This window comes from Acidimicrobiales bacterium (assembly GCA_035316325.1).
Taxonomy (GTDB): domain Bacteria; phylum Actinomycetota; class Acidimicrobiia; order Acidimicrobiales; family VFJN01; genus DASXTK01.
This window is the reverse complement of record DATHJB010000133.1, coordinates 28,854-42,539: the sequence shown is the minus strand read 5'-3', so window position 1 is coordinate 42,539 and position 13,686 is coordinate 28,854. Positions and strand designations below refer to the sequence as shown.

At 72.0% G+C, this 13,686-nt stretch carries 12 protein-coding genes; 4 read left to right on the top strand and 8 right to left on the bottom strand.

Annotated elements, in window-relative coordinates:
- Positions 1 to 8 precede the first annotated feature (8 nt).
- Positions 9 to 1,325, top strand: a complete 1,317-nt coding sequence (locus VK611_17530) for a TetR/AcrR family transcriptional regulator (protein HMG43138.1) — start codon at positions 9 to 11, stop codon at positions 1,323 to 1,325.
- The gene (locus VK611_17525; protein ID HMG43137.1) at positions 1,325 to 2,248 is read left to right on the top strand and encodes an LLM class flavin-dependent oxidoreductase; all 924 of its coding nucleotides are present in this window, start codon (positions 1,325 to 1,327) and stop codon (positions 2,246 to 2,248) included. Before VK611_17530 ends, VK611_17525 begins: the two co-directional genes overlap by 1 nt.
- A gap of 21 nt (positions 2,249 to 2,269) precedes the next feature.
- Here VK611_17525 and VK611_17520 read toward each other — a convergent pair whose 3' ends face one another.
- The gene (locus VK611_17520) at positions 2,270 to 3,187 is read right to left on the bottom strand and encodes an SDR family oxidoreductase (GenBank protein ID HMG43136.1); all 918 of its coding nucleotides are present in this window, start codon (positions 3,185 to 3,187) and stop codon (positions 2,270 to 2,272) included.
- Between the two features lie 30 nt (positions 3,188 to 3,217).
- Here VK611_17520 and VK611_17515 point away from each other — a divergent pair, with 30 nt between their 5' ends.
- Positions 3,218 to 3,970: an SDR family oxidoreductase gene (locus VK611_17515; protein HMG43135.1), complete on the top strand. Its 753-nt coding sequence runs from the start codon at positions 3,218 to 3,220 to the stop codon at positions 3,968 to 3,970.
- A 23-nt stretch (positions 3,971 to 3,993) separates the two neighbouring features.
- Here the strand turns inward: VK611_17515 and VK611_17510 are convergent, their stop codons facing one another.
- The 7 genes from VK611_17510 to VK611_17480 form a co-directional block, all read right to left on the bottom strand.
- Positions 3,994 to 4,719 (bottom strand): ABC transporter ATP-binding protein, encoded by a 726-nt coding sequence (locus VK611_17510; protein HMG43134.1) that lies wholly within the window; start codon positions 4,717 to 4,719, stop codon positions 3,994 to 3,996.
- On the bottom strand, positions 4,716 to 5,537 hold the full coding sequence (locus VK611_17505; GenBank protein ID HMG43133.1) for an ABC transporter ATP-binding protein: 822 nt from the start codon (positions 5,535 to 5,537) through the stop codon (positions 4,716 to 4,718). The genes VK611_17510 and VK611_17505 overlap by 4 nt, the downstream gene beginning before the upstream one ends.
- Entirely contained in the window at positions 5,534 to 7,636 is a 2,103-nt protein-coding gene (locus VK611_17500) for an ABC transporter permease (protein ID HMG43132.1), read from the bottom strand. Before VK611_17500 ends, VK611_17505 begins: the two co-directional genes overlap by 4 nt.
- 18 nt (positions 7,637 to 7,654) lie before the next feature.
- Entirely contained in the window at positions 7,655 to 9,028 is a 1,374-nt protein-coding gene (locus VK611_17495; GenBank protein ID HMG43131.1) for an ABC transporter substrate-binding protein, read from the bottom strand.
- 62 nt (positions 9,029 to 9,090) lie between these two features.
- Positions 9,091 to 10,269 (bottom strand): thiolase family protein, encoded by a 1,179-nt coding sequence (locus VK611_17490; protein HMG43130.1) that lies wholly within the window; start codon positions 10,267 to 10,269, stop codon positions 9,091 to 9,093.
- 40 nt (positions 10,270 to 10,309) lie between these two features.
- Entirely contained in the window at positions 10,310 to 11,053 is a 744-nt protein-coding gene (locus VK611_17485) for an SDR family NAD(P)-dependent oxidoreductase (GenBank protein ID HMG43129.1), read from the bottom strand.
- 75 nt (positions 11,054 to 11,128) lie between these two features.
- On the bottom strand, positions 11,129 to 12,322 hold the full coding sequence (locus VK611_17480) for an amidohydrolase family protein (protein ID HMG43128.1): 1,194 nt from the start codon (positions 12,320 to 12,322) through the stop codon (positions 11,129 to 11,131).
- Between the two features lie 141 nt (positions 12,323 to 12,463).
- Here VK611_17480 and VK611_17475 point away from each other — a divergent pair, with 141 nt between their 5' ends.
- Positions 12,464 to 13,681 (top strand): CoA transferase, encoded by a 1,218-nt coding sequence (locus tag VK611_17475; GenBank protein ID HMG43127.1) that lies wholly within the window; start codon positions 12,464 to 12,466, stop codon positions 13,679 to 13,681.
- The last annotated feature ends 5 nt before the right edge of the window (positions 13,682 to 13,686 follow it).

Genomic DNA, 13,686 nt, shown 5'->3' with positions numbered 1-13,686 from the left:
AACTTCCGATGCCCCCGCACCTCCCCGATGGCGAGCCGGGGTCGGTCGTCCGCCGACCGCCCTTCTCCGGCAACCCCCAGGTCGGCGCCCGTGGGCAACGGACGCAGCAGCGGATCCTCGACGCGGCCCTGCGGGTCTTCGGCGAGGAGGGCTACCACCAGTGTGACATCGACCGGATCACCAAGGTCGCCGGGAGCTCGCGGGCCACCTTCTACCAGTACTTCGCCGGCAAGGAGGACGTGTTCCGCCACCTGGCCGGCCAGGTCGCCCGCCAGCTGAGCGCGTCGATCGAAGCCCTCGGCCCGGTCACCGCCGACGCCGGCGGGTGGGCGGCGACCCGGGCCTGGATCACCCGCTACACCGACATCTACGAGCGCTACGAGCCGGTCTTCCAGACCTTCCAGGCGGCCGCCGAGAGCGACGAGGCCGTCGTCGCCGGGTCGGTGCGGACCGGCGAGCGGCACGTGGCGAGCCTCCGGTCCCGACTGGCGACCACGACGCTGCCACCCCGCCAGCTCGACCCGGTGATCATGCTCCTGCTGGAGTGCCTGCCCCGCACCCTCGACGACGCCGCCATCCTCCGCTCCGCGGCGCCGGACGCCTACCCAAAGGAGCGCGTCGAGGGCGCCCTGACCGACGTCGTGCACCGCACGCTGTTCGGCCTCGAGGCCGGCGTGAACGTGCACTCGCCCACCGACGCGGCGCCGCCGACGCTGGAGTTCGGCCCGGCAATGCAGGAGGCCCTGCGGCGCAGCGAGGCGACACCCGAGCTCAACGCCGCCGGTCGGCGCACGTTCAAGGCCCTGACGCAGGCGGGCCGGGACGTGTTCGTGACCCGGGGCTACCACCGCACGCGGGTCGACGACATCGTCCGTGTCGCGGGGATGTCGCACGGGGCGTTCTACCGGTACTTCCAGAGCAAGGACGAGTTCGCCCACCTCCTGGCCGTGCGGGCGATCCGGATGGTCTCCACCGCGCTGACCGACATCCCGGCCGTGGGGGCCAGCGACGGCTCGACCGGCACCGCGGCCCTGCGACGGTGGCTGCGGCGCTACAACGCCGCGCACGCCACCGAGGCCGCGATGATCCGCGTCTGGGTCGACGTCGCGCTGCAGGACCCCACCATGCGGGCCGACTCCGCCGCCGCGATCGACTGGGGACGGCGGCGGATGGTGCGCTTCCTGCAGCCCCGGGACTTCGGCGACGTCGACATGGAGGCCGTCGTGATGGTGGCGTTGCTCGGCGCGTTCGGCGCCCGCGAGCGGTCCGCCGCCACGATCGAAGCGGCGGCCCACATCGTCGAGCGCGGCTTCCAGGGGCGCTGATGGAGGTCGGCATCTACGTACCGCAGGTGGCGTTCTCCTTCCCGGAGATGCGGCACCGGGCGGAGCGCTGCGAGGAGCTCGGCATCCGGTCGCTGTGGCTGTACGACCACCTCTACGGTCCCGGCCTGCCGAAGCTCCCGTCGCTGGAGGCGTGGACCCTGGCCACGGCCCTGCTCGCCTGCACCCGCACGCTGCGGGTCGGCCACCTCGTGCTGTGCAACCAGTTCCGGCACCCGGCGCTGCTCGCCAAGATGGCCGCCACGCTCGACGTCATCTCCGACGGCCGCCTCGAGCTGGGCATCGGCAGCGGTTCGTACGAGCCGGAGCACGCCGAGGCCGGGCTGCCGTGGGGCACCGCCGCCGAGCGCTCCGAGCGGCTGGCCGAGACCCTGGAGATCCTGACCCGGGCGTTCGCCGGCGACGTCGTCGACTTCGAGGGCGCCCACTACACGGTCCGGGGCCTGCCGACGCTGCCCCGACCGGCGCAGCAGCCCCGCCCGCCGATCATCGTGGGCGGCTCCGGGGAGCGCCGGACGCTGCCGCTCGTCGCCTGCTACGCCGACGTGTGGAACGTCCCGACCTACGCCCTCGGCGAGCTCGAGCACAAGATCGCCGTGCTGCGGGACGAGTGCGAGCGGATCGGCCGCGATCCGGCGTCGATCCGGTTCTCGGTGGAGGCGGTGCTGGCGCTGGCGCCCGACGACGCGTCGCTGCCGGCGGTGCGCGAGGTGGCGGAGCGTCGCTTCGGCGATCCCGGGTTCGGCCTGCGCGACGGCGGCCTGGTCGGCACGGCTCCGGCGGTCGTCGAGCGCCTCCTCGAACTGCGCGACCTCGGCTTCGACCAGGTAGTCCTCTTCACCCACGACCGCGGCGCCGACGCGACGCTGGAGCTGCTGGCGGCCGAGGTCCTCCCCCACCTCTGAGAGGAGTGCGCGGCGCCGTGCTCAGGAGGGGAAGAGCCGCCAGGTGCCGGCGTCCGGGCCGCGGGTCCAGCCGCTCGACGCCCACGTCCCGCCGTCGACCGACAGCGTCACGCCGGTGACGTAGCGGCCGAGGTCGGAGCAGAGGAACACCGCCGGGCCGGCGCAGTCGTCGGGCGCGCCCGGACGGCCGAGCGGGATGTAGGTGCCGATCGCGGCCTCGACCTCCGGCGGGCGGGGCGGCAGCGGGTCGGGCACGGGGCCGGGCGGGACGCCGTGGATGCCCGGCGTGTCGACCAGGTCCGGGGCGAGGGCGTTGACCCGGATGCCGTGCTCGGCGAGCTCCAACGCCATCGTGCGCGTGAAGCTGACGACCCCGGCCTTGCACGCCGCGTACACCGCGTAGTGCGGGGCGGCCCGGAAGGCCTCGATGCTCACGACGCTGAGGATCGCCCCACCCCGCCCCTGCTCGATCATCACCGGGGCGGCGGCCGAGACACCCGCGAGGACGCTCACCAGGTTCATGTCGATGTGCCGCCGCCAGCTGCGCTCGGACTGCCCCAGGAACGGGGCCTGCCGCACGCCGCCCGCGTTGTTCACGAGGACGTCGAGGCGACCGAAGCGCTCGACCGCGGCGTCGACCATCGCTCCGACCTGCGCCGTGTCGAGGACGTCGGTGACCACTGCCAAGCTCCCACGACCGGCGGCCTCCACCTGCCGGGCGGTCACCGCGGCCCGATCCCCATCGATGTCGGCGACCACCACGTCGGCGCCGCAACGGGCGAGCCCGAGGGCGATGCCCTGGCCGATGCCGGCGCCGCCGCCCGTGACGACAGCGACCCGCCCCGTGAGGCCGAGGAGCGCCGACTCCGGCGAACCATCTGACGACTGCGTCATGTTCTCTGAGGTGACGCGGCCCGCATCCTCGCCCTCGACTAACATTTGCGTCAGTCTACGGAGGGGGATCGAACCGTGCGAACCGTAGTTCTGGGCGCCTCGAGCGGGCTCGGGCGCTGCATCGGGATCGGCCTCGCCCAACGGGGCGCCCATGTCGCGCTGCTGGCCCGACGACGAGGGCGGCTCGACGACGCCGCCAAGGAGGCGGGACCCGACACGCTCGTGGTCGAGTGCGACGTGACCGACGCCGCGTCCTGCCAGGCGGCGATCGCCGCGGCAGCCGACGGGCTCGGCGGGATCGACGCGCTCGTCTACGCACCGGGGATCGGTCCCCTGGCCCGCCTCGTCGACACCGACGCCGAGACCTGGCAGCGACTCTTCGCCACCAACGTCACCGGCGCGGCCCTGACGACCGCCGCCGCGCTCCCCCACCTCACCGAGTCGGCGGGTACGGCCGTCTACCTGTCGTCGGTCAGCGCGTCGCTCACACCGCCCTGGCCCGGGCTGGGCGCCTACGCGGTCAGCAAGGCGGCGCTCGACAAGCTGGTCGAGGCCTGGCGGGCGGAGCACCCGGACGTCGGCTTCACCCGACTCGTCGTCGGCGACTGCACCGGCGGCGAGGGCGACGCCATGACGGGCTTCGCCCAGGGGTGGGACGGCGAGCTGGCCTCGGAGCTGGCCCCGATCTGGTTCGAACGCAAGTACCTCGCCGGGTCGCTGATCGACGTCGATCACCTCGTCGCCGTGGTCGACGCCGTGCTGCGCGGCGGCGCCACCCTGTCGATGCCGTCGGTCACCGTCGCACCCCGCGCCAGCGCCACGCCCTGACCCTGCCGGCGAGGGCCTCGCCCTCAGCGCGGCACGGCGGCGTCGGACAGGTGCGACCTGACGTGCTCGGTCGCGTCGGCACTGGCGCCGGCCCAGGCCACCGACCCGTGGTCGAGCACGGCGACGCGGTCGCACAGCCGGAGGGCGTGGCCCACGTGCTGCTCGACGACCAGCAGCGAGGTGCCGCTGCTACGGAGCTGCCGCAGCGACTGGTACAGCTGCTCGACGACGAGCGGCGCCAGGCCCAGCGACAGCTCGTCGGCGACCAGCACCTTGGGCTCCTCCACCAGCACCCGGGCCATCGACAGCATGCGCTGCTCGCCACCGGACAGGGTGCCGGCGGCCTGCCGACGCCGCAGGCCCAGGGCGGGGAACAGCTCGAAGGCGCGGTCCAGGCCACTGCGGACCCCGTGCCGGCCCCGGGCGCGCCGGAACGAGAGCGTGAGGTTCTCCTCCACGCTGAGCGTGGCGAAGATCGAGCGGCCCTCGGCGGCGTGGGCGACCCCGGCCCGGGCGACCTCGTACGGGCGTGAGCCGGTGACGTCGGCGCCGTCGACCACCACGGTGCCCGCGGTCGGTACGACGAGCCCGGACGCCACCCGGGCGACGGTCGTCTTCCCGGCGCCGTTCGGCCCGACGAGCGCCAGGGCCTCGCCGCGCCCGATCGTCAGCGACACCCCGAACAACGCCCGGAACGGCCCGTAGCCGGCGGTGACGTCGCGCAGCTCGAGGACCGGCGACTCGCTCATCGCACGCCACCCCCGTTCTTCGCCGATCCTGCCACCGGGACGGGCGCGGGATCTTCGAGGACCACGTCGCCGAGGTAGGCGTGGCGCATCTTGTCGCCGGCCATCACCTCGGGGGTCGGGCCGTCGGTGAGCATCCGGCCGAAGTCGAGCAGGTAGCACCGGGTGGTGAAGCTGGCGACCAGCTCCACGTCGTGCTCCACCAGCAGGATGGCGAAGCCGTGCTCGGCCTGGACCCGGCGGAGCGTCTCGGCCAGCGCCGCGGTCTCGACCCGGTCGAGGCCCGAGGAGGGCTCGTCGAGCAGGAGCAGCTTCGGCTGGGTCATCAGCGCCCGCCCCACCTCGACGAGGCGTCCCTTGCCCAGGCTGAGGCGCTCGATCGGCTCGTCGGCGAGGTCCGACAGCCCCAGGAGCTCGAGCACCTCGTCGCAGCTCGCCACCTCGTCGGGCCGGGGGCCGCCCTGGCCGACCAGGTCCTTCCACAGGCGCCCCCTGCCCTGCCGTACCCGCTCGGCGATGAGTAGGTGCTCGCGGACGGTCGAGTCCGGGAAGAGCTCGATGCGCTGGAACGTCCGCCCGATGCCCCGGCGGGCCCGTTGGTGCACGGGCAGGCGGGTGATGTCGGTCCCGTCGAGCTCGACGGTGCCGCCGTCGCTGCGGAGCACGCCGAGCAGGCAGTTGAACAGGGTGGTCTTGCCGGCGCCGTTGGGGCCGATGAGGCCGACGCGCTCGCCCTCCTCGACGTCGATGTCGACGCGGTCGAGGGCGAGGATGCCGGAGAACCGCTTGGTGACCTCTCGGGCGTGCAGGATGCTGCTCACGAGACCGTCTCCTCCACGGCGACCGGCGGCGACGGCTCGGCGGGTGGTGGCCCGGCCGTCTCCTTCGCGGCGCGCCGTCGCTCGGCACGCGCCGCGGACCGTTGCTTGCTGGCCTCGATCAGGCCCTCGGGATGGCGGGCGAACTGGAGGGCGCCCAGGCCGAACAGCACGAACCGCCACTTGGGCGAGATCGGGAAGATGCCGGGGATGCGGTCGGGGCTCCGCAGGATCCAGCCGAAGATCGTGCCCTTCAGGATCAGCGTGTCGAAGAGCGAGAACGCGGCCCCGGCGTTGACGGCCCCCTCGACGGTGCGGGCACCGAGCGTCACCACGAGGACCACCCAGAACAGCGCCGCGAAGGGGGCGAAGTTGTTCCCGTAGTTCACGTTCTCCTGGTGCATCGCCAGCATGGCGCCGCCGAGCCCGGCGATGAACCCCGAGATGGCGAACGCCGTGAGGCGGGCCCGGGCGGGCGAGATGCCGATCGACTGCGCCGCCACCTCGCTGCCGCGCAGCGCCCGCAGCGTCCGGCCGATGGTCCCCTCGCGGATCCGGATCACGGCCGCCGCCACGACCACCAGCACGACGAGGGCCAGGACGAGGAACGACTTGTCGTCGCCCATGTCCCACGGGCCGATCACCGGCCGGGGGACCTTCGTGCCCTGGAGCAGCGCCGTGTCGCTGCCGCCCACCCACGAGAACTTGATCATCACCGCGTCGAAGAAGAACGCGAACGCCAGGGTCGCGATCGCCACCCAGATGCCGCTGAGCTGGCGGATCGGCAGCGACAGCACCGCACCGACGACCGCCGCGATCACGGCACCGATCAGCGCCGCGGCCAGGACGGAGACGTCGTAGCGGTCGACGAGCTGGAACACCGTGAACGCGCCGATGGCGCCGAAGGTCCCCTGGCAGAGCGAGATCTGGCCGGCGAAGCCGGTGATGACGGTGATCGACAGGTAGACGATCGACAGCACGACGGCCTGGGTCACCAGGAAGATCCACACGTCGTCGCCCCGCGTGAACAGGACGACGCCCACGACCAGCAGGAACGTGGTGCCGGCGATGCGGGTCACCAGCGTCCGCCGGGCGTCCCTCGTCGCCGAGACCAGCGACGGCGGGGGCGGGTCGACGCCGGCCAGGGGGTCGCCCGCCTCGCGGGTGCGCCGGATGCTCGGCACCGCCACGAGCACGACGAAGAGCACGACGAACGGGATCGCCGGCGTCAGGTTGTCCTGCAGCGGCCGCAGCCACGTCACGTCCTCGCTCCAGCGGGGGAGGAACGTGTTGAGCACGGCGATGACGATGCCGAGGCCGAGGCCACCGACGAGCGCCCACGGCAGGCTCACCAGGCGCCCGACCGCCGCGGCCGCCACGGCGACCACGACGAGGTTGAAGAAGTCGCCGGCGGAGAGCGTGTTGAACCGGGGGGCGATGAGCACCCCGGCCATGCCCGCGAACAGCGACGACAGGGCCCACGCGAAGGCCGAGACCCGGTCGGCGGCGATGCCGTCGAGCTCGGTCAGGCGCGGGCTCTCGACGACGGCCCGCATCCGCAGGCCGATCCCGCTGAAGCGGAACAACCCGCCCAGCCCCGCCATCGCGACCACTGCGATCGCCATCGCCACGAGCTCGTTGCGACTGAAGGCGTAGTTGCCGAAGGGGTTGTAGAACACGCTCGCCCCGTCGGGGACGATGCCGACGGGCGTCACCCCGGCGATCGCCTCGAAGTTCGTGACGAGGTCGAACAGGTTCGGCAGCGCCACCGTCAGGCCGATGGTCACCACGAGCTTGGCCACCGCGGAGGCCGTCCGCAGGTGCCGGAAGATGAGCCGCTCCAGGACGAGCCCGACGAGCGGGGCGAGGACGAGCACCGACACAACGAGCGAGGGCACGATGGCCCAGCCCCACTCGGTGTGCGTCTTGAAGTACATGACCGCCGAGACGTACGCCTGGGCCCCGAAGGCCAGGTTGAAGACGCCGGAGGTCTTGTAGGTCAGGACGAAGCCGAGCGCGATCAGCGCGTAGACCGTCCCGGGCGGCGTCCCCTGCAGGATGGCCGTGAAGAGGTCCGATGCGACCGATGCGGCAAGTGCCATGCTCGTCCCCGCCCTCGATCAGCCGAAGTTGGTGGGCTCGGGCTCGGACCAGTCGAGGTCGCTGTTGTCCCAGCAGGCGAACGGCTTCGACTCGTCGCCGACGGGGTGGAACTCCCCGTCCTCGACCTGCACGTAGGAGTAGCACTCCTGCACATATCCGTGCGCCGCCGGGTCGTCCTCGGTGGGTGCGTCGTGCTGGCGCGACCAGTCGATCGGGTTGACGAGGCCGGTGGCCGAGTAGTCCGTGATCGCGTTGGTGGCCTCGATGACGCCGGCCCGGTCGAAGCCCTCGCCGGCGGCGAGCAGCCCCTGGTAGGCGAGGTCGGCGTTGATCCAACCCACCATCGCCACCTCCGTGGGCTCGCTCCCGGTCTCCTCCATCCAGCTCTGGAAGTCGGCCAGACCGGTGTCGCCCGCGTCGGCCTCGAACGGCCGGAAGCCGACCTGGACCATGTCGCCCTCGAACAGGTCGCCCGCCTCGGCGACGAAGTTCTGGTCGTACGTGTTGGGGTGCAGCATCGGCACGTCGCCCATCCCCTGGCGCTCCATCTCCTGGGCGAGGGTCTTCATGCCGTTGAGGTCGAAGCACGCCGTGACGAAGTCGACGTCGGCCTGCTTCATGAGGCTGACCTCGGGGGCGATGCCGTTGGGGAGCCCGAAGGCGAGGTCGTCGTTGAAGAAGCCGACCTCCTGGCCCGTCTCGTCGCCGTACAGCTCCACGGAGTCGACCACCGCGCCCGCGCAGTCCTTCGAGGCCTGGCTGACGCCGTAGCCCATCGAGGCGACCTTCGTCGCGTCGAGGAGCGTGCCGACGTACGGGACGGAGCGCGAGGAGCACTTCCCGCAGATCACACCGTTGTTGGCGAAGATGCCCTGCTGCCCGTTCAGCTCGGCGGAGTGGATGCCCCACACGTAGAGCGGGATGCCGGCCTCGGCGACGTCGTGCCACCCGTTGGCCAGCTGGGTGGCGCTGAACGCCGCGAACGTGTCGTCCGCCGACACGATCTCCAGGGCCTTCTCCTGGTTCTTGGAGAGCTCGTCGTCCAGCTCGGTCGTGAGGACCATGTCGCGGCCGTGGACCCCGCCCTCGTCGTTGCGGAAGGCGAAGTAGGCGTTGATCCCGTCGACGAAGCAGTCGAGGATGCACGCCCCGGTCGGGTTGTTCGTCCTCGTGCCGAACACCGAGAAGCGGATCTCGTCGGCGGTCACGCCGGGCACGGCGCCGCTCGGGGAGCTGTCGTCGCCCGAGTCGGCCTGCTGCCCGTCGTCGCCGCCGCTGTCGCCGCTGTCGCTGTCGTCGTCGGAGTTCCCGCAGGCCGCGGCAGCCAGCGACAGCATGACCAGGGCGGCCAGCAGTCGACTCCACACGGCACCCGAGTGGTTCGTGGACATGAACGCTCCCTTCGGTTCGGAGCGCCGCCCGCAGCGCCCCGATCGATCGGCACGGATGTTGCTCACGACGCCGCCACGTCGAGCACGAGGGCGGTCGACATGCCGCCGCCGGCGCACATCGCGGCGACGCCGATGCCTCCGCCTCGTCGCTGCAGCTCGTGGGCGAGGGTGATCACCATCCGTGCTCCGGTCATGGCGACCGGGTGCCCGAGGCTGCAGCCGCTGCCCAGCACGTTGACGATCTCCTCGTCGATCCCGAGGACCCGGGTCGTCGCGACGCACATCGACGCGAAGGCCTCGTTGATCTCCCAGAGCGACACGTCGTCGACCGCCAGGCCGGCACGGTCGAGCGCCTTCGGGATCGCGATCGTCGGCGCCAGCCCGGTCCGCTCGGGAGGCACCCCGACCGACGCCCAGGCCCGCACCTCGGCCAGCACCGGGAGGCCCAGCGACTCGGCGAGCACCCGGTCGGCGACGACCATGGCGGCGGCGCCGTCGTTCGTTCCGCAGGCGTTGCCGGCGGTGATGCTGAAGCCCTCGATCTCGGGGTGCAGCGGCTTCAGCGACGCCAGCTTGTCCATGCTCGTGTCACGCCGCGGGTGCTCGTCGACCGCGAACGTCGACGTGGTGCCATCGCGGCCCACCACCTCGAGCGGGAAGGTCTCCGCCGCGAAGCTGCCGGCGTCGATGCCGGCCACCGCCCGCTGGTGCGACCGCAGCGCCCAGGCGTCCATCTCCTCGCGGGTGACGTTCGCCTCCACAGCGGCGTTCCAGCCGACGGTGATCGACATGTCCATGTTCGGGGCCGTCGGCCGGTCGCGGTGGGTGGGCGACATCCAGTCGCCCCAGTCGTCGCTGCCGGGGGTGCGGCGGACCGAGCGGGGCGACGTGGACGAGGACTGCACTCCCCCGGCGACCACGACCCGGTCCATCCCCGCCCGGATCGTGGCGGCAGCGGTGGTGACCGCGGCGAGCCCTGCCGCGCAGTGCCGGTTGTGGGCGAGGCCGGGCACGTGCTCCAGACCGGCCTCGATCGCGGCGTAGCGGGCGACGTCGCCACCGCCGTAGAGCGACTCGCCCAGCACCACGTCGTCGATGAGCTCCGGGTCGACCCCGGACCGACGCACCGCCTCGGCCACGGCCCGGGTGCCCAGCTCGAACGCGTCGACGTCGACGAGCGAACCCTTGAACGCCGTCCCGATGGCAGTTCGCGCCGTGGAGACGATCACCGCTTCACCCATCGTGTTCCCCCCTTGTTGTCTGTAGAGATGCGCTACGTGGTCACTTCGGCGGGAAGCGCAGGGCGCCGTCCAGCCGGATGTTCTCCCCGTTCAGGTAGGGGTTTCGTGCGATCGACTCGACCAGGAGGGCGAACTCCTCGGGCCGCCCCATGCGCTTCGGGAAGACGATGCTGCTGACGAGGTGGTCCTTGAGCTGATCCGGCACGCCGAGCATGACCGGCGTGCCCATCGTCCCGGGGGCGATCGCGCACACGCGGATCCCCAGCGCGGCGAGGTCGCGGGCCAGGGGCAGCGTCATGCCGAGGATCGCGGCCTTGGCCGCCGCGTAGGCGAGCTGGCCGGTCTGGCCCTCGAGGCCGGCGATCGACGCCGTGTTGACCACGACCCCCCGCTGGCCGTGCTCGTCGGGCTCGTTGCCGGCCATCGCCGCGGCGGCGAGGCGCGTCACGTTGAACGTGCCGAACGCGTTCATCGCCATGGTGCCGGTGAAGGCGTCCTTGTCGTGGGGCGCGCCGTCGCGCCCGACGGTCCGCCCTCCCCCGACGCCCCCGCCGGCGACGTTCACCACCAGCGAGAACGAGCCGACGGAGCGGGCGGCGTCGATCGCCGCGGCGACGTCGTCGTCCTCGTTCACGTCGCCGCCGACCGCCACCACCGTGTCACCGAGCTCCTTGGCGAGGGCGGTCCCCCGGTCGACGTCGCGGTCGAAGATGGCCACGCCGACTCCGACCTCGACGAGCCGGCGGACGGTCGCCCCGCCCAGCCCTCCCGCTCCGCCGGTCACCAGCGCCGATCGTCCGTGTAGGTCCACGTCGTTCCTTTCGTTGTGCAGGACTTCAGAGCTTCAGGGCTCAGGGCTTCAGGCCGTGGTGGCCGGGACTCGCATGATCCGGGCGAGGTTGCCGCCCATGATCTTCGCCACGTCCTCGTCGGGGAGCCCGGGAGGCAGGTGGTCGAGGTAGCTGACCGGCTCGGCGAGGCCCTCGGGGTGGGGGTAGTCGGAGCCGAACAGGATGTGGTCGACGCCCATCACCTCGACGAGGCGCTGGATGTCGTCCTCGTGGAACGGGTTGACCCAGACGTTGCGCTTGAACGCCTCGACCGGATCCTCGTCGAACTGCTGGGGCATCTTGCGGTGGACGTCGGAGAGGTGCTCCAGGAAGGGCACCACCCAATCGCCGCCGTTCTCGACGAGCGCGACGCGCAGGTCGGGGAAGCGGGTGAGCACGCCGTGGCAGGTGAAGGCCGCCATCGTGTCCTCGATCGGCCGCTTGCCCATCGTCAGCGTCCGGAAGGCGTCCGGCTTGAACGGCAGCATCTCCTGGGGACCGGTCCAGTCGGTCTGGTAGCGCGTGTAGCCGCTGTCGGACGCGTGCATCGTCACCAGGACGTCGGCGTCGACCACGGCCTGCCAGAACGGGTCGAACTCGGGGAGCCCGAAGGACCGCGAGCCGCTGTGGCCCGGTGCCGGCGCGGGCCGGATGAGCACGGCCCGGGCGCCGCGCTCGACCACCCACCGGAGCTCCTCGATCGCCTTGTCGACGATCGGCAGCGTGATCACCGGGGTGGCGAAGATGCGGCCCTCGTAGTCGAACGTCCACTGCTCGTGGAGCCACTGGTTGAGCGAGTGGATCACGGCGTGGACCAGCTCGGGGTCGTCGCGCAGCCGCTCCTCGAGGAGGCTGGCGAGCGTGGGGAACATCAGCGCCCGGTCGACGCCGAGCTCGTCCATGAGCGCCAGGCGCGGGGCGGGCTCCCGGAAACCGGGGAGGGCGCGGATCGGGTCGCCCACGATCTCGCGGTACGACCTGCCCTCCGGGTTGCCGAGCCGGAAGTACTCCTCCTGGGCGCCGGGCCGCGCCACCACCTCGAAGGTGGGGTTGGGGATGTACTCGCTGATCTGGCCCCGGACCACGATCTTCGTGCGCCCCCGCACCTCGACGTAGTCGATGGCGCCCCGATACCGGTCCGGGAGGTGGCGGGTGAACGCCTCCCGGGTCTCGTACAGGTGGTTGTCGGAGTCGAAGACCGGGAACTCGCACCCTCGCGTCATGCCGGCGACAGTAGAACTCATCTAACAACTGCGTCAACATATGGCGGGCCGTGCCTGCTGTGGCTCGTTCGAGCGTCCAGCTAGGGTGCGCATCACCTAACGTCAGTGTCACACTTGCGACCGTGAGCCAGAGGGGGAGCCATGACCGCCGTCATGCAGGGAGTTCGCATCCTCGAAGTGGCCGAGCACACGTTCGTGCCGGCGGCATCGGCGTTGCTGGCGGACTGGGGCGCCGAGGTGGTGAAGATCGAGCACGTCGAGCGGGGCGACGCGATGCGGGGCCTGGCATCGAGCGGGACCGTCGACCTGGGGACGTCCGTGCACGTGCTGCTGGAGCACTCGAACCGGGGCAAGCAGAGCCTCGGGCTGGACCTCACCTCGCAGGAGGGCCTCGACGTCCTCTACCAGCTCGCCGCCACCTGCGACGTGTTCCTCACCAACAAGCTCCCCAGCGTCCGGACGAAGCTCGAGATCGACGTCGAGGACATCCGGGCCCACAACCCGGACATCGTCTACGTCCGGGGCCACGGCCAGGGCGAGCGGGGCCCCGAGGCCGACCGCGGCTCCTACGACTCGCTCGCCTACTGGTGCCGGGCCGGCGTCGCCATGGGCGTGAAGCAGGCCGACGCCGAGTACATCCCGGCGCCGCCCGCTCCGGCGTTCGGCGACTCGATCGGCGCGATGACGATCGCCGGCGGGATCATGGGCGCGCTGTTCCACCGGGAGCGCACCGGCGAGGCCACCACCGTCGACGTGTCGCTCCTCGGCGTCGGCATGTGGTCGATGGGGGCGGCGCTCGCGCTGTCGCTCCAGCACGGCGTCGGCTGGGCCCCGCCGCCGCTCGACGTCCCGCGGGGCAACCCCCTCGTCGCCAACTACGAGACCAAGGACGGGAAGTTCGTGGCGCTCTGCTGCCTCCAGGCCGGGAAGTACTGGCCGGAGGCCTGCAAGGTCATCGGGCGGCCGGAGCTCGCCACCGACGAGCGCTTCGCCGACGCCGCCGCGATCAACGCCAACGTCGCGGTCGCCACCGAGCTGTTCGGCGTCGCCTTCGCCGAGCACACGGCCGACGAGTGGCGGCAACGCCTCGCCGGCTTCTCCGGCCAGTGGACGATGGTGCAGGACACGCTGGAGGCGTCCGCCGACGCCCAGACTGTCGCCAACGGCTACGTGCAGGACTGCGAGACGGCCGACGGGGTGCCGTTCCAGCTGGCGGCGGCACCCGTCCAGTACGACGGCGAGGCGGCCACGCCCCGCCGAGCGCCCGAGTTCAACGAGCACGGCGACGCGATCCTCGAAAGCATCGGCTTCGACATGGACACGATCCTGGACCTCAAGGTCCGCGGCATCGTCGCCTGACACCA

What these genes read in the sequence shown, in the direction of transcription:
- VK611_17495 (HMG43131.1), bottom strand. Translation starts at nt 9,028, where the DNA reads ATGTCCACGAACCACTCGGGTGCCGTGTGGAGTCGACTGCTGGCCGCC.
- VK611_17490 (HMG43130.1), bottom strand. Translation starts at nt 10,269, where the DNA reads ATGGGTGAAGCGGTGATCGTCTCCACGGCGCGAACTGCCATCGGGACG.
- VK611_17510 (HMG43134.1), bottom strand. Translation starts at nt 4,719, where the DNA reads ATGAGCGAGTCGCCGGTCCTCGAGCTGCGCGACGTCACCGCCGGCTAC.
- VK611_17475 (HMG43127.1), top strand. Translation starts at nt 12,464, where the DNA reads ATGACCGCCGTCATGCAGGGAGTTCGCATCCTCGAAGTGGCCGAGCAC.
- VK611_17500 (HMG43132.1), bottom strand. Translation starts at nt 7,636, where the DNA reads ATGGCACTTGCCGCATCGGTCGCATCGGACCTCTTCACGGCCATCCTG.
- VK611_17520 (HMG43136.1), bottom strand. Translation starts at nt 3,187, where the DNA reads ATGTTAGTCGAGGGCGAGGATGCGGGCCGCGTCACCTCAGAGAACATG.
- VK611_17480 (HMG43128.1), bottom strand. Translation starts at nt 12,322, where the DNA reads ATGACGCGAGGGTGCGAGTTCCCGGTCTTCGACTCCGACAACCACCTG.
- VK611_17530 (HMG43138.1), top strand. Translation starts at nt 9, where the DNA reads ATGCCCCCGCACCTCCCCGATGGCGAGCCGGGGTCGGTCGTCCGCCGA.
- VK611_17525 (HMG43137.1), top strand. Translation starts at nt 1,325, where the DNA reads ATGGAGGTCGGCATCTACGTACCGCAGGTGGCGTTCTCCTTCCCGGAG.